20 protein-coding genes are annotated in these 19,804 nt (G+C 71.3%); 15 read left to right on the forward strand and 5 right to left on the reverse strand.

Annotation, left to right across the window (positions count from 1 at the left end; all coding sequences use genetic code 11):
* Window positions 1-2 precede the first annotated feature (2 nt).
* From bsaP to NB3_RS28415, 3 genes are all read left to right on the forward strand, one after another.
* On the forward strand, window positions 3-230 hold the full coding sequence (gene bsaP, locus NB3_RS28405) for a biotin synthase auxiliary protein BsaP (RefSeq protein WP_067809475.1): 228 nt from the start codon (window positions 3-5) through the stop codon (window positions 228-230).
* Window positions 230-868, forward strand: a complete 639-nt coding sequence (locus tag NB3_RS28410) for a DUF2567 domain-containing protein (RefSeq protein WP_244892123.1) — start codon at window positions 230-232, stop codon at window positions 866-868. The genes bsaP and NB3_RS28410 overlap by 1 nt, the downstream gene beginning before the upstream one ends.
* Window positions 869-935: 67 nt before the next feature.
* Window positions 936-1,469, forward strand: a complete 534-nt coding sequence (locus NB3_RS28415) for a DUF1353 domain-containing protein (RefSeq protein WP_067809557.1) — start codon at window positions 936-938, stop codon at window positions 1,467-1,469.
* Between the two features lie 347 nt (window positions 1,470-1,816).
* On the opposite strand, the gene NB3_RS28420 is transcribed toward NB3_RS28415, so the two are convergent.
* Complete coding sequence (locus NB3_RS28420) at window positions 1,817-2,593, reverse strand: NUDIX hydrolase (protein WP_176579816.1); 777 nt, start codon at window positions 2,591-2,593, stop codon at window positions 1,817-1,819.
* A gap of 65 nt (window positions 2,594-2,658) precedes the next feature.
* Between NB3_RS28420 and nadA the strand changes: the two genes are divergently transcribed.
* The 3 genes from nadA (at window position 2,659) to nadC (ending at window position 6,300) form a co-directional block, all read left to right on the forward strand.
* The gene (nadA, locus tag NB3_RS28425) at window positions 2,659-3,702 is read left to right on the forward strand and encodes a quinolinate synthase NadA (protein WP_067809481.1); all 1,044 of its coding nucleotides are present in this window, start codon (window positions 2,659-2,661) and stop codon (window positions 3,700-3,702) included.
* A gap of 109 nt (window positions 3,703-3,811) precedes the next feature.
* Window positions 3,812-5,380 carry an L-aspartate oxidase gene (locus NB3_RS28430; protein WP_067809483.1) on the forward strand — a complete coding sequence of 523 codons (1,569 nt, stop codon included), beginning with the start codon at window positions 3,812-3,814 and terminating at the stop codon, window positions 5,378-5,380.
* A 59-nt stretch (window positions 5,381-5,439) separates the two neighbouring features.
* Window positions 5,440-6,300: a carboxylating nicotinate-nucleotide diphosphorylase gene (nadC, locus tag NB3_RS28435; RefSeq protein WP_067809485.1), complete on the forward strand. Its 861-nt coding sequence runs from the start codon at window positions 5,440-5,442 to the stop codon at window positions 6,298-6,300.
* Window positions 6,301-6,323: 23 nt separating this feature from the next.
* Here nadC and NB3_RS28440 read toward each other — a convergent pair whose 3' ends face one another.
* From NB3_RS28440 to NB3_RS28450, 3 genes are all read right to left on the reverse strand, one after another.
* Window positions 6,324-7,502, reverse strand: coding sequence for a winged helix DNA-binding domain-containing protein (locus NB3_RS28440; RefSeq protein ID WP_067809487.1), 1,179 nt, complete (start codon window positions 7,500-7,502; stop codon window positions 6,324-6,326).
* Between the two features lie 28 nt (window positions 7,503-7,530).
* Window positions 7,531-8,007, reverse strand: a complete 477-nt coding sequence (locus tag NB3_RS28445) for a TerB family tellurite resistance protein (RefSeq protein WP_067809489.1) — start codon at window positions 8,005-8,007, stop codon at window positions 7,531-7,533.
* Between the two features lie 114 nt (window positions 8,008-8,121).
* Window positions 8,122-8,469, reverse strand: a complete 348-nt coding sequence (locus NB3_RS28450) for an ArsR/SmtB family transcription factor (RefSeq protein ID WP_067809490.1) — start codon at window positions 8,467-8,469, stop codon at window positions 8,122-8,124.
* 106 nt (window positions 8,470-8,575) lie between these two features.
* Between NB3_RS28450 and NB3_RS28455 the strand changes: the two genes are divergently transcribed.
* The 9 genes from NB3_RS28455 (at window position 8,576) to hisH (ending at window position 19,283) form a co-directional block, all read left to right on the forward strand.
* Window positions 8,576-9,790, forward strand: a complete 1,215-nt coding sequence (locus NB3_RS28455; protein ID WP_067809492.1) for an MFS transporter — start codon at window positions 8,576-8,578, stop codon at window positions 9,788-9,790.
* 12 nt (window positions 9,791-9,802) lie between these two features.
* Complete coding sequence (locus NB3_RS28460; RefSeq protein ID WP_067809494.1) at window positions 9,803-10,804, forward strand: alpha/beta hydrolase family protein; 1,002 nt, start codon at window positions 9,803-9,805, stop codon at window positions 10,802-10,804.
* Between the two features lie 61 nt (window positions 10,805-10,865).
* Window positions 10,866-11,726: an arylamine N-acetyltransferase family protein gene (locus tag NB3_RS28465; protein WP_067809495.1), complete on the forward strand. Its 861-nt coding sequence runs from the start codon at window positions 10,866-10,868 to the stop codon at window positions 11,724-11,726.
* A 70-nt stretch (window positions 11,727-11,796) separates the two neighbouring features.
* On the forward strand, window positions 11,797-13,560 hold the full coding sequence (locus NB3_RS28470) for a penicillin-binding transpeptidase domain-containing protein (RefSeq protein WP_067809497.1): 1,764 nt from the start codon (window positions 11,797-11,799) through the stop codon (window positions 13,558-13,560).
* Window positions 13,561-13,659: 99 nt separating this feature from the next.
* Entirely contained in the window at window positions 13,660-15,291 is a 1,632-nt protein-coding gene (locus NB3_RS28475) for a serine/threonine-protein kinase (protein WP_084823753.1), read from the forward strand.
* A 232-nt stretch (window positions 15,292-15,523) separates the two neighbouring features.
* Entirely contained in the window at window positions 15,524-16,861 is a 1,338-nt protein-coding gene (gene hisD / locus NB3_RS28480) for a histidinol dehydrogenase (RefSeq protein WP_067809500.1), read from the forward strand.
* Window positions 16,862-16,896: 35 nt separating this feature from the next.
* Window positions 16,897-17,991 (forward strand): histidinol-phosphate transaminase, encoded by a 1,095-nt coding sequence (locus NB3_RS28485; RefSeq protein WP_067809559.1) that lies wholly within the window; start codon window positions 16,897-16,899, stop codon window positions 17,989-17,991.
* A 45-nt stretch (window positions 17,992-18,036) separates the two neighbouring features.
* Window positions 18,037-18,651, forward strand: a complete 615-nt coding sequence (hisB, locus tag NB3_RS28490) for an imidazoleglycerol-phosphate dehydratase HisB (protein WP_067809501.1) — start codon at window positions 18,037-18,039, stop codon at window positions 18,649-18,651.
* Window positions 18,648-19,283 (forward strand): imidazole glycerol phosphate synthase subunit HisH, encoded by a 636-nt coding sequence (gene hisH / locus NB3_RS28495; protein ID WP_067809502.1) that lies wholly within the window; start codon window positions 18,648-18,650, stop codon window positions 19,281-19,283. The genes hisB and hisH overlap by 4 nt, the downstream gene beginning before the upstream one ends.
* Before the next feature lie 41 nt (window positions 19,284-19,324).
* Here the strand turns inward: hisH and NB3_RS28500 are convergent, their stop codons facing one another.
* Window positions 19,325-19,786, reverse strand: a complete 462-nt coding sequence (locus NB3_RS28500; RefSeq protein ID WP_067809503.1) for an Rv1363c family protein — start codon at window positions 19,784-19,786, stop codon at window positions 19,325-19,327.
* Between the last annotated feature and the right edge of the window lie 18 nt (window positions 19,787-19,804).

Raw genomic sequence — 19,804 nt, forward strand, 5'->3', positions numbered from 1 at the left:
GCATGGGTACTGTCATGGACATGGACGAGCGCTACAACCCGTTCACCGGCAAGCGAATAGTGCCGGGCCTCGACGACGCGGTACCGGCCGCCGCCGCGCTGGGCTTGGAGCCGCCGCGCTTCTGCGAGCAGTGCGGGCGCCGCATGATCGTGCAGGTGAGCCCGGACGGCTGGTGGGCAAAGTGCTCCCGGCACGGCGTCATCGACTCCGCCGAACTGGAACGCCGCTAGTGGCGTCGTCTCGGGGTGAGGTGCGGGCGGCGGCGGTGGTCGCGGTCGCCGTGGTGGTGGCGAGCGCGCTCGCGGGTGTCGGCTGGGGCCTGCTCGCGCCGACCGAGCGGCTGCTCGTGGTCGAGCCTGGTCGTGGGGTCGCGCTGACGGGGGAGAGCGCTCATCAGTTCGACGCGCTGGCGTTGTTCGTGCTCGTGGGGGCGGTGCTCGGCCTGCTCGGCGCGCTGGCCGTGTGGCGCTGGCGCTCGGCGCGCGGACCGCTGCTGCAACTGGGTCTGCTGGTCGGTAGCGCTGCGGGCGCGGTGGTGCTGGCCCGGGTGGGGGAGCAGGTGGCCGAGTGGTCGCATCCGCGCCCGCACGACCCGCCGGTCGGCCAGATCGTCACATTGCCGATCGAATTGGGCAGCGACCTGGCGCTGATCGTGCAGCCGTTGATCGCGTCGTTGGTCATGCTGTTCCTCGCCGCGCTCAGTACGTCGGAGGATCTCGGCAGCGGCCGCCGCACCGCACGGAAGGAGCAAGCCTTCGACACCGGAGGCTCCGACGGTGCGGCTGCGAGCGGGGAAGAGCTGCCCTATCGTGGCTACGAGCCTGCCGCGGAAGAGTATTCGGTACCCGAATACCGGCAACGGTATTGACCCGGCGAGTGGTCGCGGGAGGCCGGACCACCGCGGGGTGGCGCGCAATGCGGGGAAGGAACAGGACGTGACCTTTGTCGGTGGCGGGCCGATCGTCGAGGAGCTCGACGCCAAGTTCTGGCGGGTGACCGAACCGTTCGTCTACCACGGGGCCAGTGGGGAATTCGTGATTCCCGCCGGTTTCCGCACCGATTTCGCGTCGGTGCCGCGCCCACTGATCTGGCTGATTCCCCGCTACGGCATCTATACCCGCGCCGCGATCCTGCACGACTACCTGCTCAGCACGAACGCCGTCAGCGTGGCCGACGCCGACGGCATCTTCCGTCGCAGCCTGCACGAACTCGGAGTCTCGCTGCCGCGCCGCTGGATGATGTGGGCGGCCGTGCGCGCCGCCCACCGCTTGCGCGGCGCGAGCGCGGGCGACGTCGCCCGCTTCGTTGTCGTCGCCATTCCTTCGCTGATCTTCCTCGCCGTCCCCGTGACCGTCGTGACGCTGTTCCTCCTGTTGTTCTGGCTGGTCGAACTGGTCTTCTGGGCCGCTTCCCGACTATCGCAACGAACCGAAGCTCCGCCGCCGAGCCCGCAGATGAAGGCCGCCTGAACGCCTCTTCATGATCAACGGCACAGGACGGAGGGACCTACTCGCGAAATGCCGCGGCCAGGTGCCGTTGATCTTGTTCTCCTGGCGAAAACCGGTGGAGGGCGGTGGGGGCGTGGGGATACGGTGGGCGCCGAGAGAGCGTTGGAAGGGGCGGGCGATGGGAAGCGCGCAGCGGACGGAAGCCGAAGCGGCTTCCGCGGAGAGCGAACGGGCCGATCTGGTGGCGTGGCGGCGGCGGGATGCGCTGCGGCGGAGTAATGCGGCGCGGCCCGTGCCGAGTAAGCGGCAGTACCGGCGGCGGAGCAAACACCGCAAGGCTATGGCTGACTAGGGTCGCCACCCGGAGGTCAGGACGGGCCGGGTGGGCGCAGGGCCGCGAATTCGTCTGTCACGCGTAGGCCGGAGTCGGTGAAGCGGTACACCGCGGCGGGGCGGCCGCCCGCGCGTCCGGGGGCGGCGGTGGCTCCGGTGGGAGTGATCACCTTGCGGCGGGAGAGGACTCGCTGGAGATTCGTCGGGTCCACGTCGTAACCGAGCGCGGCGCAATAGATTTCGCGCAACGTAGACATGGTGAACCGGTCCGGCGCGAGGGCGAAGGCGATGTTGGTGTAGGACAGTTTCGCCGCGAGACGGGTGCGGGCGTGGTCGACGACCGTGCGGTGGTCGAAGGACATGTCCGGCAGTGCCGAGACCGGGTGCCATGCGGTGTCCGGGGGCAGGTGGGGGTCGGCGGTCAGGGGGACCAGCCCGAGATAGGCCGAGGCGATGCGCCGCGGGCTCGGCACCCGGTCGGGGGCGCTGAACACCGAGAGCTGTTCCAGGTGACTCAGCTCGCGCACGTCGACCTTCTCGGCGAGCTGGCGGCGCGCGGAGGTGTCGAGATCCTCGTCGTCGCCGAGGCGTCCGCCGGGCAGCGACCAGGTGCCCTTCTGCGGGTCGAGCGCGCGTTCCCACAGCAACACCGCGAGTTCGGTCCGCTGGTCGGGCGGGCAACGTCGCAGCATGCCTTCCGCCCGGTCGGCCGGAGCGTGACCTGCGGCGATGTCGCTGGGGAAGCGGCGAACCTGGAACACCGCGGTGAGCGATTCGTGGATGGTGCTACTATGGGCCACGTTTTCGATCATAAGTCGAAAACCTGGTTTGGTGCGAATCGGCGGTGTAGCCGACCGCACGAGGAAGGGAGCCATCCATGGCGACGACGGGTGCGAAACTGGCGCCCCCGCTGATGGGGCAGGTGTTCGACGGACCATCGGGGTTCGCGGGTGTCGAGGCAACGCCGGAGTGGGCGCAGGAAGTCAAGCGACTGGCCAGGGAGCGCAACGCGACGATCCTGGCGCACAACTACCAGTTGCCGGAGATCCAGGACGTGGCCGACCACGTCGGCGACTCGCTGGCGCTGTCGCGGATCGCGGCCGAGGCGCCCGAGGACACCATCGTGTTCTGCGGCGTGCACTTCATGGCCGAGACCGCCAAGATTCTCAGCCCGGCGAAGACCGTGCTCATCCCCGATCAGCGTGCGGGATGTTCGCTCGCCGACTCGATCACGGCCGATGAGCTGCGCGCCTGGAAGGCCGAGCACCCGAACGCGGTGGTCGTGTCGTACGTGAACACCACGGCCGAGGTGAAGGCGCTCACCGACATCTGCTGCACCTCGTCCAACGCGGTGGACGTGGTCGCCTCGATCGATCCTGACCGCGAAGTGCTGTTCCTGCCGGACCAGTTCCTCGGCGCGCACGTCAAGCGGGTCACCGGCCGCGCGAACATGCACATCTGGGCGGGCGAGTGCCACGTGCACGCGGGCATCAACGGCGACGAGCTGACCGAGCAGGCGCGCACCCACCCGGACGCGGAACTGTTCGTGCACCCCGAATGTGGTTGCGCCACCTCGGCGCTGTACCTGGCGGGCGAGGGCGCGTTCCCGGCCGAGCGGGTGCACATCCTGTCCACCGGAGGCATGATCGACGCGGCCAAGGCGGCGAAGTCGAATCAGGTGCTGGTGGCCACCGAGGTCGGCATGCTGCACCAGCTGCGCAAGGCCGCCCCCGGCATCGACTTCCAGGCCGTGAACGACCGGGCGTCGTGCAAGTACATGAAGATGATCACCCCGGCGGCGCTGCTGCGCTGCCTGGTCGAAGGCCGCGACGAGGTCCATGTCGATCCGGAGACCGCCGCGCTGGGTCGCAACTCGGTGCAGCGGATGATCGCGATCGGCAATCCCGGCGGCGGTGAATGAGTCCGACCGCTGCCATCGCGGCGGTGGGTCGTGCTCCGGCCGGACGCGGTGACCGCCGCGTCCGCGCCGGAGACCGTTCGCGGATCACAAGGCAGAGAGGCGCGGGCCGATGACAACCCGGGTTTCCATCGACTGGGAGGCCGAGGCCGATCTGGTCGTGATCGGCGGCGGCGTCGCGGGACTGACCGCGGCGCGCACCGCGTCGCTGCGCGGCCTGCGGGTGCTCACGCTCAGCAAGGGCGGGCCGACGGATACGTCCACCCAGTACGCCCAAGGCGGCATCGCCGTCGTCGCGCCGCACGGTGATTCGGTCGAATCGCATGTGCACGACACGGTGGAGGCGGGCGCCGGACTCTGCGACGTGGACGCGGTGCGTTCCATCGTCGAGGGCGGGCAGGCCGCGGTGGCCGCGCTGACCGACCTGGGCGCGGTGTTCGACCTCGGCCGGGACGGCCAGATCTCGCGGACCCGAGAGGGCGGGCACAGCACCCGCAGGATCATCCACGCCGGCGGCGACGCCACCGGCGCGGAGGTGCAGCGAGCGCTGAACGAAGCCGGGCTGCCGGTGCTGTTCGGCGCTGCGGTCGGTGAGATCGTCACCGGCCCGAACGGTGTGCGGGGTGTGGTCGCGGTGTCGGAGCGGGGATTCGGTGTGGTCCACGCGCCCGCGGTGCTGCTGGCCACCGGCGGGCTCGGCCAGTTGTACGCGCTGAGCACCAATCCGCCCGGCGCCACCGCGGACGGCATCGCGCTGGGGCTGTGGGCCGGCGCCACCGTCGCCGATCTGGAATTCGTGCAGTTCCACCCGACCGTGCTGTACACCCCGGGCGGCGTCGGACGCAGGCCGCTGATCAGCGAAGCGGTGCGCGGCGAAGGCGCGAGGCTGGTCGACACCGAAGGCAACCCGGTGACCGCGGGGGTGCATCCGCGTGGCGATCTCGCCCCGCGCGATGTCGTCTCCCGCGCCATCGCCGCGCGCATGCGGGCACTCGGCACCGAGCACGTCTATCTCGACGCGCGCTCGATCGAGGGTTTCGCGCAACGGTTTCCGACGATCACCGCGTCCTGCCTGGCGGCGGGCATCGATCCGCTGACCGACCTCATCCCGGTCGCACCGGCCGCGCACTACCAATGCGGGGGAGTCGTCACCGACACGCACGGCCGCACCGGAGTGCCCGGCCTGTACGCGGCGGGCGAGGTCGCGCGCACCGGGCTGCACGGGGCGAACCGGTTGGCTTCCAACAGCCTGCTGGAAGGTCTTGTGGTCGGCGAGCGCGCAGGAGCAGCCGCCGCCGAGCGGCTCGGCGAGCGAGCCGGAGTGCGCGAGATCCCGGCTCGCGCAGCCCAATTCGCCGATCGCGAGGTGGTGCAGCACCTGATGACCACGCACGCCTCGGTGGTCCGCGACCGCGCCGGGATCGCCGAAGCGCTCAAGCGGCTCGACGACGTGGTCACCCGCCGCGACACGCACACCGCCGCCGCCTACCCGATCGCCGGAATCGAGGACGCCGCGCTCACCCTCGCGGCCCGCGCCCTGCTGCTCGCGGCGCTCGCCCGCACCGAGAGCCGCGGTTGCCACACCCGGTCGGACCATCCGGACGCCGTGCCCGAACTCCGCCACAGCCTCCCGATCCGGCTGAACGGCGACGGCGTCCCCGAGTACGCACCCCTTCCCTGAACGCACGCGCCGAAAGCGACCCGTCCACCGGTCCCGCTCGGCGAGAGAGGAACGCTTCGATGGCTCTGGACGCCGCTCTGGATCGCGACGAGGTGCTGCGCATCATCCGCGCCGCGCTGGACGAGGACCTGCGCTACGGCCCCGACGTCACGACGGCGGCCACCGTGCCCGCCGACGCGGTGATCAAAGCATCGGTGGTGTCGCGGGAACCGGGGACCGTGGCCGGGCTGGACGCCGGGCTGCTGGTGCTCGACGAGGTGATCGGCGCCGACGCCTACGAGATCACCGACCGCGTCGCCGACGGCACCAGGGTGTCGCCGGGACAATCCGTGCTGACCTTGTTCGCGCCCACGCGGGGTCTGCTCACCGCGGAACGCACCATGCTCAACCTGGTGTGCCACCTGTCCGGCATCGCGACGGCGACGGCCGCCTGGGTGGACGCGGTCGCGGGCACCAGCTGCCGCATCCGGGACAGCCGCAAGACGCTGCCGGGACTGCGCGCGCTGCAGAAGTACGCCGTGCGGGTCGGCGGCGGCGTCAACCACCGCATGGGTCTGGGCGACGCCGCCCTGATCAAGGACAACCACGTGGTCGCAGCGGGGTCGGTGGTCGAGGCACTGCGCGCCGTCCGCTCCGCCGCACCCGACATCGCCTGCGAGGTGGAGGTCGACAGCCTCGAACAGCTCGACGCCGTGCTCGCCGAGAACGTGGAACTCGTTCTGCTGGACAACTTCCCGCTCTGGCAGACCCAGGCGGCCGTGCAGCGCCGCAACGCCGCGTCCCCGCGGACGAAACTGGAGTCCTCCGGCGGCCTGAGCCTGGACGTCGCCGCCGACTACGCCCGCACCGGCGTCGACTACCTCGCCGTCGGCGCCCTCACCCACTCGGTGCGGGTGCTCGATCTGGGGCTGGACATGTAGGCGGGCGGCCCCGGATCGCCCGGTCAGGCGGTGAGTTCGCGCTCCAGCGGTGTCCGGAAACGGGGGATGGCGCGCACGTCGCCGTACCACTCGCGGACGCGTTCGGCTTCGGCGGTGACCCGGGCTTCGGCGTCCGCTCCCACGTCTTCGAGCAGGCGGTAGACGATCTCGCCGTCGCCGCGCTGGGCCCAGCCGCCCACGATGCGCCCGTCCCACCAGACGGTGGGACCGATGTTGCCGTTGCGGTCGAACAGGCTCGGCGCGTGGGGGCCGAGGAACCACTCCCGCGCTTGCCAGCCCATGGGCGTCGGGTCGAGGGCGGGCAGCAACGCCGCCCATGGCTCCGGGGCGGCGACTGGTTCCGCGTCGTCGGCCAGCAGTACGCCGGTCACGCCGTCCAGATCGACTTCGACCAGCTCGAGTGCGCCGAGCGCCGCGCGCACCTCGCCGAGCGTCCACCCGGTCCACCACTTGATGTCGGACACCGGGGCGGGACCGAACGCCCGCAACCAGCGGCGGACCAGCTCGGCGCGGGCTTCGGCGGCGGGAAGCGCGGGGACGCCGCCGGGCAACCACGATTCGATCGGCGCCCAGGTGTACTGGCTGCTGGTCCAGCTGCCGTTCGGCCGTCCGCGCACGATGCGGCCCTCACACCCGAGCGTCACCAGCACCCAGGTGGTGATGTTCGTCGGCTTCGAATACGCCTTGTCCGGCGCGGTGTTCACCTGGGTGCGCAAGCGCGGGACGGCCTTGCCGAGCTGCGCGCCGGTCGCCGCGCCACGGTCGAGCAGCGCCTTGTGCGTCTCGGTCTCGACCTCCGCCCACCAGCGCCGCACATCGCCGTCCCCGATGCCGGCCTGCTCCAGGTACTTGCCGTAGGTGCGCCGCTGCTTGTGCGCCAGCGCGTCCGCGCACGAAGCCTGGAGCACCGGAACGAGTTCCACGGGCACGACGAACATGGTGCGGCGCATGGCGAGCATCCGCAGCAGCGAACGGTCGTCGTAGAGGGCCCGTTCGACATCCGAGGGCGTCAGCCCCTCGCCGCGGGCCGCGACGGAGAGGAAGACGGTGGCCGGATCGGTCGCGTGCAAGGCGACCAGCGACCGGGCGATGTCCGCGACCTGGCCGCTGCGCTCCGAAGCGGCCAGCCGGTGTCGTATCGCCAACCGGGCGCGCCGCTCGGCGGCATCAATCGAACGCATAGGCGAATCGTAGCGTTCGCGCCGCGGGTCAGAGGCCGAAGCGCTCCGGGGTCAGGCGCAGCGTCCGGCACGCGTCGCGGACGGCTTCGGCCACCGCGGGTCCGCATGCGCCCGCGGCGCTGCCGATCAGCAGGCCGGTGCGGATCACCGCGTCGGCCTCGACCGGTCGGTGCGCCGCCTTGGCGATCTGCCGCAGCACGTGGGCGTAGCCGAGGATCGGAGCGTTCGCCAGCCGATTGCAGTCGTCCTCGAACAACGCGCGCAAGTCGTCGACCGGGAAGTTGCACAGCACCGGATCGGCCGCGACCAGGTCGGCGACGGTGCCGCGGTCGGCGATCGCGTCGTCGGCCACGGCCACCAGCGCGCACAGGGCCACCGCGGCGTCACGGAAGGAGCCGCCGCGCAATCGATTCCGCTCGGCCAGCAGTAGTTCGCGCCAGCCCGCGGCGATCTCGGGCGTGCTGATCAGGGTCGCGTCGGGGGTGCGGCGGGGTGCGAAGGTCATGGCTGACTCCCTGCGAAGGCGTCCGAACGCGCGGACCCGTGCCATCCGGACTCGGAATGAATACCCGGACCGTAACAGGGCCGCGACGCAGGGACCTGCCCCCAAAGTTCGGGATCAGTCCACGGGCTCCCAGGCGCGGACCAGGTCGAGCAGGCCGGGAAAGCGCGCTTCCAGATCATCGACGCGGACCTGGCTGCGGCGTTCGAGTCCGTAACGGCGCTGCCGGGTGACGCCGGCTTCGCGCAGCACCCGGAAATGATGCGTCAGGGTGGATTTGGGGCGATCGATGCCGAACCAGGAGCACGGCCGGTCGGTGTCGGGGGAGTCCAGCAGCAGCCTGCGGACCATGGTCAGGCGCAGGGGGTCGCTCAGCGCGGCGAGCACATGGTCCAGCCGCAGATCGGCGCGGTCCGGCTCGGGCAGCACGGAGGTGGCCTCGGCGGTTTCGGTGGCCGCTGGCATCGCGAACTCCTCGGTTTTCGGACGGCTTGTACGAGTTCTATCGTACTAGGCGCTAAGTTCGATTATGGTCGTACCAGTACGAGAAAATTCGAACCAAGGAGTGGTGATGGGATCGACGGTGACGGAGCCGCGCACGGAAGCGGCCGGTACCGGCGGCCGCTCGGTGTGGGCCGCGGCGTGGCCGGTGTTCGCGGTGTTCGTGTTGTCGAACGCGCCGACCCCGCTGTATGTGGTGTGGCAGCGGGCGATCGGCTTCTCCGCCGGGACGCTGACCGCGGTGTTCGCCTGCTACATCGCCGGACTGCTGGGTGCGCTGCTGATCGCAGGCGTGGTGTCGGATCGGGTGGGGCGAAAGCCGGTGCTGCTGCCCGCGATCGCGGCGGCGATGGCGGCCTGCGTGCTGTTCGCGATCGCGCAGTCGGTCGTGCTGCTGGCGCTGGCGCGGCTGTTGACCGGTCTCGCGGTCGGCGCGGCGGTGTCGGCGGGGATGGCGGCGGTCACCGACGTGGGCGGGCCCGGCCGCAGACGAGTCGCCGCGCTCGCCGCGTCCACCGCGATGGTGCTCGGAGCCGGAAGTGGTCCTTTGCTGGCAGGCGTCCTGTCCGAAGCGCTGCCCGGCCCGACGGTGACGGTCTTCTTGGTCGAGATCGCCGTGCTCGCGACGGCTTTCGCGGTGGTGGCCCTGCTGCCGCTGCCCGCGGGTTCGGGAGGGCGCGGTCCGTGGATCCGGATTCCGTCCGTCGCGCCGGAGGGCCGCACCGCCGTGCTGCTCGGGGTGGCGGTGTTCGGGCCGGGCATCACCGCGACGTCGTTCGTCCTGTCGCTGGGGCCGTCGGTGCTGTCCCACCTGCTCGGCGTCGCCGACCGGGTGCTCGCCGGTGCGGTGGCGTTCGCGATGTTCCTGGCCGCGACCGGAGTCCAGTTCGCGGCCAGGCGGTTCGGCGTGCGCGTCATCCTGCTCGGCGGCGCGACCGCGACCGTGGCGAGCATGGCCACGCTGGTGCTGTCGCTGGTCGCGACCTCGCTTCCGCTGTTCGTGGCGGCGGCCGTACTCGCGGGCGCCGGTCAGGGGCTCGGCCAGTTCGGCGGGCTGACGGCGATCAGTGCCGTCGTGCCGGGCGAGCGGCTCGCCGAGGCCAACGCCGCCCAGAACGTCGGAGGCTATCTCCCCGCCGCGGTGCTGCCGCTGGCCGCCGGATTCCTCGGCGACGCCTACGGATTGAGCGCGGGAGTGACCGCGTTCGGCGTGGTGGTCGGCCTCGCGGCGGTCGCGGGCGGCCTGCTCGTCGTCGCGCGCTCCCGCTCCGCGCTGACGACGTGACATCATCCGAGGATGCGACGGGCATCTGCGGCACTCGGACTCTGCTGCGCGCTGATCGGCGTGATCATGACGACAATCCCAGCGGCGGCACCGGTTTCCGCGGAGCCGGACTGCGCCGGGGGCGTGGCGGTGCGCCCGGTCTCGCTGACCGTGGACGGGGAGGAGGCGACCGGCCGGGTGTACGAGCCCTACCGGTGCGCCGAGCAGGACACGATCCCGCAGGGGCTCGTGGTCGCGGTGCACGGGCACGGCGGGTCATCGGCGGGTTTCGCGTCCTACCTCGAGTCGATCGCGCGGCGTACCGCGGCGCCGATCCTGTCGATGGATCTGCGCTCGGCGCAGAGCGAATGGCGCACCGGAGAGTGGAACCTGTGGGCGGGGTGGCGCGACATCGTCGCCGCGACAGCGTGGTACCGGGACACCCATCGCTCGATCACCCGCACGGTGCTGTGGGGCTGGAGTCAGGGCGGCATCACCAGCGGTCTCGCGGTGGCGCACGGCCCGCGCGGGATGTTCGATTATTGGGTCGACAACTACGGTCCCGCAGACGATTTCACGATGTGGCTCGGCGCCGCGACCGTCGATCCGGAACTGCCCGCGCAGATCGAGCACGACGCGGGTGGATGCCACCCCGCCGCCTGCCCGCTCGCCTACGCCGAACGTTCGCCCGCCCTGCTGGCGGCCCGGATGGACGTGCGGCGCGCGTTTCTCGTCCACGGCACCGCCGACGACGTGGTGCCGTATGTCACCAGCGTCGAGATGCGCGCGGGACTGCTGGCCGCGGGCAGACCCACCTCGATGTACACCGTCGTCACCGGGCGCGACCTGAACGGCCGGGTGGTTCCGGGCGACCACAGCGTCGGACCGGCTTTGTTCGAGGGTGGTTGCGTGGTCGAGCGCCTGCTGCTCGGCGCGGAACCGGTCGACGGCCCGGACCGCGACTACCTCGTCGACGTCGCGCACGGCGTCGTCACCACACCGGCCGCGCCTCCGGGCGCGAAATGCGCGGCGTGAGGGAACACCAGCGCCGCCCCGCGCGGTTGACGGAGAAGACCGACGACGAAATGAGGACGCGATGAACAAACCCGCCGACCCGGCCTACCACTGGAACGGAGCGGACCTCGATCTGGACGCCTACCTGGCCAGGATCGGGTTCGACGGCGAGCGCGCCCCCACCGTCGCGACGCTGCGCGAACTGGTGCGGGCACACACCACCGCCATGCCGTTCGAGAACCTGGAGATCATCCTGGGCCGGTCGATCCCGCTGGACCTGGCGACCTTGCAGGACAAACTCGTGCGCCGCCGCCGCGGCGGTTACTGCTACGAGAACGTCGGACTGTTCGCGGCCGCGCTGGAACGGCTCGGCTTCGGCGTCACCGGCCTCAGCGGGCGCGTGAGCATGGGCGCGGGCACCGCACTGCGGCCTGCCACCCATGCCTTGCTGCGCGTGACGACCGCCGACGACGATCGCGTCTGGCTGTGCGACGTCGGGTTCGGCGCAGGACCGCTCGTGCCGTTCGAACTGTCCGCGGGCGAATTCACCGGCGGCGACTGGAAATACCGGCTGGAGAGCAGGCGCGGCGAGCTGGATTCCGAGTTGTGGGTGCTGCACCAATTCGGCCGCGACGGATGGATCGACCGGCACAGTTTCACCCTGAATCCGCAGTACGGCATCGATTACGCCGTCGGCAATCACTTCGTGTCCACCTCGCCGCGTTCCCCGTTCACCACCCGGCCGTACGTGCAGCGCTTCCACCCCGACGTCCACTATGTGCTGGACGGCACCGCGTTCGTCACCGAGTACCCCGACGGCACGAGCCAGACAAGGGCACTGGAACCGACCGAACTGCCCAAGGTCCTCGCCGAAGTGTTCGACATCGACCTCACCGAGGCCGATGCCGCCGCGCTCGCGCAGGGTGCGTGGGCCCGCGACTGACCTGGCCCGTCCCGCGCCCGGCCAAGGCCGTGCGCACGCTGTCGACGGACGAGGTCCCGCTGCGCCCATTATGGTCGTCGGGGTGCGTACCAACCGGAAAGCCCTCGTCCTGTTCGCCGCACCGCTGCTCGTGCTCGCCGCCTGCTCGTCCGGACCCGACCAGCCCGACACCGTGGCCGCTCAGTTCGCCGACGCGCTGAACCGCGACGACGTCGCCGCGGCCGCCGCGCTCACCGACGATCCGGCGAAGGCCGCCGACGCCATCGGCACGCTGTACGAGGGGCTCGGCAAAGACGTGCGCTTCGAAGTCCGCTCGGTCGACGAGAACGGTTTCGCGTTGGCCGCCACCTGGAAGCTGGGCGCGGACGGCAAGTCGGAGTGGAGCTACACCACCACCGGCGCCGCACGCGACGACGGGAACGGATGGCGGGTGAAGTGGGACCCCGCCACCGTCGCCCCCGGACTCGCCGCGGGGCCGTTGAGCTACAGCAGGGTCTATCCGCGACCGGCTCGCGTTCTCGACGCCGCGGGCGGCGAGCTGATGACCGAGCAGATCGTCACGCTGGTGAACGTCGGCCCCGGCGCCGACCTCCCCGCGGTCGCGGAGCTGCTCGGCCCCCTCGCGCCCGGTCTCACCGCCGGGTCGATGCAAGCCGAACTCGTGGCCGCACAAGGAAAGCCGGTCACCGCGATCACCTTGCGCGAGACGGACCTCGCCCCGATCCGAGACCGCCTGAGCGCCCTGCCCGGTGTCACCCTCGCGCCGCAGACCCGCCTGCTGACGACCGACAAGGCCATGGCCGCTCCGACCCTGTCCGGGCTGGCCGAGTTGTGGCAGGACTCCGCCGACGCGCACGCCGGGTGGGCCGTGCGCGCCCAGACGCCGCAGGGCACCGAGCGCGTCGCAGGCACCGATCCCACGCCCACCGCCGACATCGCGACCACTCTCGATCCCGGCATGCAGCGCGCGGCCGAGGCGGCGCTCGCCCCGGTCGCCCAGCCCGCGGCGATCGTCGCCCTGCGGCCGTCGACCGGCGAGGTCGTCGCGATAGCGCAGAACGCCGCCGCCGACGCGCAGGGTCCGATCGCGCTGACCGGGCTCTATCCGCCGGGTTCGACGTTCAAGACGGTCACCGTCTCAGCGGCGTTGCAGGCGGGCGCCGTCACCCCCGACACCGTGCTGCCCTGCCCCGGCACCGCGAACATCGAGGGCCGCCGCATCCCCAACGACAACAATTTCGATCTCGGCTCGGTCCCGCTGCACACCGCGTTCGCCCGGTCCTGCAACACCACGATGGGCGCCTTGGCCGTGCGGTTGCCCGCCGACGCGCTGACGAAAGCGGCGGCGCAAGTTGGCCTCGGCATCGATTACGTCACACCGGGCCTGACCACGGTCACGGGGAAGGTGCCCACGGCCGATACCTCCGCGTTACGTGTCGAGTCGGCGATCGGTCAAGGGCAGGTGACAGCGTCCCCGTTCGGGATGGCACTGGTCGCCGCCTCCATCGCCCGCGGTTCGGTGCCAGCGCCCGCCGTGGTCGCCGGGAAGCCGGGCATCCAGGACCGAAACTCGGACCCGCTGCCGCCGCAGGTCGACGACCAGCTGAAAGCCATGATGCGCGAGACCATCACCGACGGCACCGCGACGCAATTGCGGGATATCCCCGGCCTGCTCGGCAAGACCGGCACCGCGGAGTACATCGACGACGCCCACGCGCACGGCTGGTTCGTCGGCATCGATGGCGACCTGGCCTTTTCCGTGTTCATCAGCGACGCGGGCAGTTCGGCGCCCGCAGTGGAGGCCGCGGGCCGGATGCTGCGGGCCCGTGGATAGTCTGTGGCGGGCGCTTCCGGGCGGCGAGAAGGCCCGGCTGACGCGTGCGAGCATTCCGACGCCCGCTACACTCATCCCGGGACCGCGTGAGTAATCAATATGCGGGATGTCACGATTTCGAGAAGGTTCGGAGTAGGCGCCATCGATACCGGTCAGTTGATCGCGGAGCATTACCGCCTGGTCGAGCGGATTGGTAGCGGCGGCACGGGCGTGGTCTGGCGTGCCGTCGACGAACGCCTCCAGCGCTCCGTGGCCGTCAAGCAGATCCACATCCAGCCGAGCCTGCCCGAGGCCGAACGCGATGTCGTGCGCCAGCGCGCGATCCGGGAGGCGCGCAACGCCGCCCGATTCCAGCATCCGAACGCGATCGTCGTGTTCGACATCACCGAGCACGAGGGCGACCCCTGCCTGGTGATGGAGTACCTGAAATCCAAGAGCCTCGCCGCGGTGATCGCCGCGCAGGGCACCTTGCCGCTGACCCAGGTGGCGCGGATCGGCGAGCAGGTCGCCTCGGCGCTGATCGCCGCGCACCAGGCGGGCATCGTGCACCGCGACGTGAAACCGGGCAACATCCTGCTCGACGATCACGGCACGGTGAAGATCACCGACTTCGGCATCTCCCGCGCGACCGGCGACGTCACGCTCACCGAGACCGGACTCATCTGCGGCACCGCCGCCTATCTCGCGCCCGAGGTCGCCCGCGGCTCCGATCCCAGCCCGGCTTCCGATGTGTTCGCGCTGGGTGCCACGCTCTTCCACGCGCTCGAGGGCGAACCGCCCTACGGCGCGGGCTCCAATCCGCTCGCGGTGCTCTACGCCGCCGCGAACGGCCAGCTGAGCGAACCGCGCAACGCCGGTCCCGCCACCGATTTCCTGCTCGACCTGCTCAGCCCCGAACCGCGCGAGCGTCCGAGCATGCGGGCGGCGCGTGATCATCTCGCCGCGTTCGCCGATGCCGGTCCCGCCCCGGTGGCGGCCGGGTTCGTGCCCGCCAGCGAGGCGTTCGCCCGGCCGAGGGCAGGCCAGTCCGAATCCGCGACCCGCGAGCTGCGCCCCTCGGCGATGGCCTCGGCGCCCTACACGCCGACCGAGCGTCAGCCGCGCCCGCGTCCGACGCCCCCGCCTCCGGCGCAGCCGGACACCGCGTCGCATCCGCGCACCATGGCGCAGCCGCGCCCGGTGCGGAAGCAGGGATCGGGCGGCAAACGGCGTGCGATCTTGATCGGCGCGCTGATCGGCGCGGTCGCCGTGGTGGTGGCCGTCACGGTGAACATGATGAGCTCGTCGGGGTCGGGCACCAGCGCGGCCCAGGGCAGCACGTCGTCGGTGGTCGCGTCGACGCGGCCGGGCGCGAACACGACGTCGGCCGCCGCCGCGGCGGGGGAGACGAAGAGCGTCGGCAAGGCCGATCCGCGGCAGTCCATCGATCTGGTGGTGAACTTCTACAACAACCTGACGTACTTGAGCTTCTCCGCCGCGTGGAAACAGCTGACACCCGCCGCCCAGCAGGTGTTCGGCAGCCAGCAGGCCTTCGAGGACTACTGGACGCAGAACCGGGTCACGGGCTTCAACACCGTCGACGCGGCCGGTGGCGGTTCGGGCAGCAACGCGGACGGTTCGGTGGACATCAATGTCGCCAGCGTGACCTACGGCGGCCAGAACAAGTCGGTGACGCTCCGGTTGATCAACCCCGGCAACGGATCCGTGCTCATCGACAGCGACACCCGCTGACGCGAGCGTCGCGACCTGCCTCGCCGACCGGCTCGGACACCACCGGCCACCGATGAAGCGACGCCACGCCCAGGCCCGCCGCGGTGACGCTGCCGTCGCGCGGACCTGCGCACACAGGTCCCCTGCGCCCCGGCCGCCCGGACCACGCGGATAACGGCTGGCGTCGCCCCATTAGGCTGGTAACGGCAACTTTCCTGTTGCGCGATCAGCTGGAGACAAGGACCGACACCACATGACAACCCGCATCGAGCTCGCCCGCGTCGATCTGCGCGGTCGCACTCCCTCCGTCGCCGAGCTGCGCGCCGCGCTGCCGCGCGGGGGAGTCGACGTGGACTCGGTGCTGCATCAGGTGCGTCCGGTGGTCGAGGCGGTCCGTGATCACGGCGTGTCGGCGGCGCTGGAGTTCAGCGAGCGTTTCGACGGGGTGATCCCGGCGACGGTGCGGGTGCCCGCGGCCGAGCTGGCATCCGCCCTGGAGCGGCTGGACCCCGCGGTCCGCGCCGCGCTGGAGGAATCCATCGCCCGCGCGCGCAAGGTGCACGCCGACCAGCGGCGCGCCGACAAGACCACCGAGGTGGTGCCGGGCGGCACCGTCACCGAACGCTGGGTGCCCGTCGAGCGGGTCGGCCTGTACGTGCCGGGCGGCAACGCCGTCTACCCGTCCAGCGTCGTGATGAACGTGGTGCCAGCGCAGACCGCGGGCGTCGGCTCGCTGGTGGTCGCCTCGCCGCCGCAGGCGCGGTTCGGCGGGCTGCCGCACCCCACCATCCTGGCCGCCGCGCAGCTGCTCGGCGTCGAGGAGGTGTGGGCGGTGGGCGGCGCCCAGGCCGTCGCGCTGCTGTCCTACGGCGGCGTCGACACCGACGGCGCGCAGCTGGAACCGGTCGATCTGATCACCGGGCCGGGCAACATCTACGTCACCGCGGCCAAGCGGCTGTGCCGCGGCCTGGTCGGCATCGACGCCGAGGCCGGGCCCACCGAGATCGCCATCCTCGCCGACGCGACCGCCGACCCGGTGCACGTCGCCGCCGACCTGATCAGCCAGGCCGAGCACGACGTGCTGGCCGCGAGTGTGCTGGTCACCGACAGCGAGCGGCTGGCCGACGCGGTGGACGCGGCGCTGACCGCGCAGCTCGGTGTGGTCAAGCACGCCCACCGGGTGGGCGAGGCGCTGCGCGGCAAGCAGTCCGGCACCGTCCTGGTCGACGACATCGAGCAGGGGCTGCGCGTGGTGAACGCCTACGCCGCGGAGCACCTGGAGATCCAGACCGCCGACGCACCCGCGGTGGCGGCCAGGGTGCGCAGCGCGGGCGCGGTGTTCGTCGGCGCGTACGCGCCGGTGAGCCTGGGCGACTACTGCGCGGGCTCCAACCACGTGCTGCCCACCGCGGGCTGCGCACGGCACTCCTCCGGCCTCAGCGTGCAGACCTTCCTGCGCGGCATCCACGTCGTGGAGTACACGGAAGCGGCGTTGAAGGACGCCGCGGGCCACGTGGTGGCGCTGGCGAACGCGGAGGATCTGCCCGCGCACGGCCAGGCCGTGCAGGCGCGCTTCGAGGCCCTGTCGTGACGCGCGCGGTGAGCGCGCCGGGCGCGGACCTGACCATGGACGAGCTGCCGCTGCGGGACAACCTGCGCGGCAAGAAGCCTTACGGCGCACCGCAATTGACGGTTCCCGTACAACTGAACACGAACGAGAATCCGCATCCGCCGAGCCGGGCGCTGATCGACGACGTCGCCGAGTCGATCCGGGCGGCCGCCGCCGACCTGCACCGCTACCCGGACCGCGACGCCGTCGCCCTGCGCACCGATCTGGCGCGGTATCTGACCGCGCAGACCGGTGTCGCCGTGCAGACCGGCAACGTGTGGGCGGCCAACGGCTCCAACGAGATCCTGCAGCAGTTGTTGCAGGCCTTCGGCGGGCCGGGCCGCAGCGCGCTGGGGTTCGTGCCCTCGTACTCGATGCATCCGATCATCTCCGAGGGCATCGACACCGAGTGGATCGAGGCCGAGCGCAACGCCGATTTCTCCCTCGACATCGAGCACGCGCTGGCCGCCATCGCCGAGCGCAGGCCGGACGTGGTGTTCGTGACCAGCCCGAACAATCCCACCGGGCACAGCATCCCGCAGGACGAGCTGGCCCGCATCCTCGCGGCCGCCCCCGGCATCGTGGTGGTCGACGAGGCCTACGGCGAGTTTTCCGCGCAGCCCAGCGCCATCGGGCTGATCGACCGGTTCCCCGCGAAACTCGTGGTGACCAGGACGATGAGCAAGGCCTTCGCGTTCGCCGGTGGGCGGCTCGGTTATCTGGTCGCCGCGCCCGCGGTGATCGACGCGATGCTGCTGGTGCGGTTGCCTTACCACCTGTCGGTGGTCACCCAGGCCGCCGCGCGCGCGGCCCTGCGGCACGCCGACGAGACCCTCGGCAGCGTCGCCGAACTGGCCGCGCAGCGCGACCGGGTGGCGGCCGCGCTGCGGGAACTCGGGTACGACGTGATCCCCAGCGACGCCAACTTCCTGCTGTTCGGCCGCTTCACCGACGCGGCGGCCACCTGGCAGCGCTATCTCGATCACGGCGTGCTGATCCGCGACGTCGGCCTGCCCGGCTACCTGCGCACCACCATCGGCCTCGCCGCCGAGAACGACGAACTGCTGCGGGTCAGCAAGCTGCTGGCAGGCACCGACCTGGCACCGCGATGAACCAGCGCCGAACAGCACTCGGCGACAACCCGATTGGACGTGAGCATGAGTAGGACCGCCCGGGTGGAGCGGGTCACCAAGGAATCCAGCATCGTCGTCGAGCTGGACCTGGACGGCACCGGCAAGACCGAGATCGCCACCGGCGTCCCCTTCTACGACCACATGCTGACCGCGCTCGGGGCGCACGCGAGCTTCGACCTGACCGTGCGCGCGGAAGGTGACATCGAGATCGAGGCGCATCACACGGTCGAGGACACCGCCATCGTGTTCGGTCAGGCGCTGGGCAAGGCGCTGGGCGACAAGGCGGGCATCCGCCGCTTCGGCGACGCCTACATCCCGATGGACGAGACGCTGGCGCACGCCGCGGTCGACGTGTCCGGCCGCCCCTACTGCGTGCACACCGGAGAGCCGGATCACCTGGTGCACACCGTGATCCCCGGTTCCGGGCCGGGCGCGCCGTACTCGACGGTGCTCAACCGCCACGTCTTCGAGTCGATCGCGCTGAACGCGCGCATCGCGCTGCACGTGCGGGTGCTCTACGGCCGCGACCAGCACCACGTCACCGAGGCCGAGTTCAAGGCGGTGGCGCGCGCGCTGCGCACCGCGGTGGAACTCGATCCCCGGGTGAACGGGATCCCGTCGACGAAGGGGACGCTGTGACCGCCAAATCCGTGGCCCTGCTCGACTACGGGTCGGGGAACCTGCACTCCGCCGAACGCGCGCTGACCAGGGCGGGCGCGCGGGTCGATGTGACCGCCGACCCGGAGGCGGTGCTGGCCGCCGACGGTCTGGTCGTGCCGGGCGTCGGCGCGTTCGCCGCGTGCATGGCGGGCCTGCGCGGGGTGCGGGGCGAGCGCCTGATCGGTCAGCGGCTGGCCGGCGGGCGGCCGGTGCTCGGCATCTGCGTGGGCATGCAGATCCTGTTCGAGCGGGGCGTCGAGTTCGGCGAGGAGACCGACGGGTGCGCCGAATGGCCGGGCACGGTGGAACGGCTGTCCGCGCCGGTGCTGCCGCACATGGGCTGGAACACCGTCTCCGCCCCGTCCGACAGCGTGCTGTTCGCGGGCTTGGACGCCGACACCCGTTTCTATTTCGTGCACTCCTATGCCGCGCAGACCTGGGACCTGCCGCCCAGCGAGCATTTCGCCGCGCCCAAACTGACCTGGGCCGAGCACGGGGTGCCGTTCCTGGCGGCGGTGGAGAACGGCGCGCTGTCGGCGACCCAGTTCCACCCGGAGAAGTCCGGCGACGCGGGCGCTCAGCTGCTGCGCAACTGGGTGAACGCCCTGTAGGGCCGGTCCCGCGCGCCCAGCGCACGGGACCGCCCGCTCGGTCAGTGCTTCCTGACCTTGCTGACCAGCCAGCGTCCGTCGACGTGCTCCACCGTCACGGTCATCGACATGCGGCCGGTCTGCGGGAGACCGTCGGTCTCGTCGCTGGTCACCGTCCGCACCACGTCGACGTCCACCTCGGCGCGGTTGTCGTCACCGGAGACGATGCGGCAATCGGCCGAGTTGGCCTCGGCGCGGATGTGCGCGGCCTCCGCGCTCGACTGGATGTTGGCGCGGAAGCTCTCGAACTCGGACCGGAATTCCCCGGTGCTGAGGTCGAGCATCCGCCGGGCGTGGTCGCCGAACCGCGCGTAGTCGTAAGTCGCCGCGGCGGAGCCGAATTCGCATCCGGCCAGGCGCGCCTCCTCTGGCGGCGCTGCGGTGGCGACGGGTGCGGCGACGAAGGTCGCGGAGCAGGCGGCTGCCGAAAGAATCAGAGCGGCAGCGAGTTCGGATCGTGACATGCACTTCCTCGGTGCGAA

Source organism: Nocardia beijingensis NBRC 16342 (genome assembly GCF_001612785.1).
Classification (GTDB): Bacteria; Actinomycetota; Actinomycetes; order Mycobacteriales; family Mycobacteriaceae; genus Nocardia; species Nocardia beijingensis.

Excerpts from the sequence above, each read along its gene's own strand:
- bsaP (WP_067809475.1), top strand. The coding sequence starts at position 3 with ATGGGTACTGTCATGGACATGGACGAGCGCTACAACCCGTTCACCGGC.
- NB3_RS28420 (WP_176579816.1), bottom strand. The coding sequence starts at position 2,593 with ATGATCGAAAACGTGGCCCATAGTAGCACCATCCACGAATCGCTCACC.
- nadA (WP_067809481.1), top strand. The coding sequence starts at position 2,659 with ATGGCGACGACGGGTGCGAAACTGGCGCCCCCGCTGATGGGGCAGGTG.
- NB3_RS28430 (WP_067809483.1), top strand. The coding sequence starts at position 3,812 with ATGACAACCCGGGTTTCCATCGACTGGGAGGCCGAGGCCGATCTGGTC.
- nadC (WP_067809485.1), top strand. The coding sequence starts at position 5,440 with ATGGCTCTGGACGCCGCTCTGGATCGCGACGAGGTGCTGCGCATCATC.
- NB3_RS28440 (WP_067809487.1), bottom strand. The coding sequence starts at position 7,502 with ATGCGTTCGATTGATGCCGCCGAGCGGCGCGCCCGGTTGGCGATACGA.
- NB3_RS28445 (WP_067809489.1), bottom strand. The coding sequence starts at position 8,007 with ATGACCTTCGCACCCCGCCGCACCCCCGACGCGACCCTGATCAGCACG.
- NB3_RS28450 (WP_067809490.1), bottom strand. The coding sequence starts at position 8,469 with ATGCCAGCGGCCACCGAAACCGCCGAGGCCACCTCCGTGCTGCCCGAG.
- NB3_RS28455 (WP_067809492.1), top strand. The coding sequence starts at position 8,576 with ATGGGATCGACGGTGACGGAGCCGCGCACGGAAGCGGCCGGTACCGGC.
- NB3_RS28460 (WP_067809494.1), top strand. The coding sequence starts at position 9,803 with ATGCGACGGGCATCTGCGGCACTCGGACTCTGCTGCGCGCTGATCGGC.
- NB3_RS28465 (WP_067809495.1), top strand. The coding sequence starts at position 10,866 with ATGAACAAACCCGCCGACCCGGCCTACCACTGGAACGGAGCGGACCTC.
- NB3_RS28470 (WP_067809497.1), top strand. The coding sequence starts at position 11,797 with ATGGTCGTCGGGGTGCGTACCAACCGGAAAGCCCTCGTCCTGTTCGCC.
- NB3_RS28475 (WP_084823753.1), top strand. The coding sequence starts at position 13,660 with ATGCGGGATGTCACGATTTCGAGAAGGTTCGGAGTAGGCGCCATCGAT.
- hisD (WP_067809500.1), top strand. The coding sequence starts at position 15,524 with ATGACAACCCGCATCGAGCTCGCCCGCGTCGATCTGCGCGGTCGCACT.
- NB3_RS28485 (WP_067809559.1), top strand. The coding sequence starts at position 16,897 with ATGGACGAGCTGCCGCTGCGGGACAACCTGCGCGGCAAGAAGCCTTAC.
- hisB (WP_067809501.1), top strand. The coding sequence starts at position 18,037 with ATGAGTAGGACCGCCCGGGTGGAGCGGGTCACCAAGGAATCCAGCATC.
- NB3_RS28500 (WP_067809503.1), bottom strand. The coding sequence starts at position 19,786 with ATGTCACGATCCGAACTCGCTGCCGCTCTGATTCTTTCGGCAGCCGCC.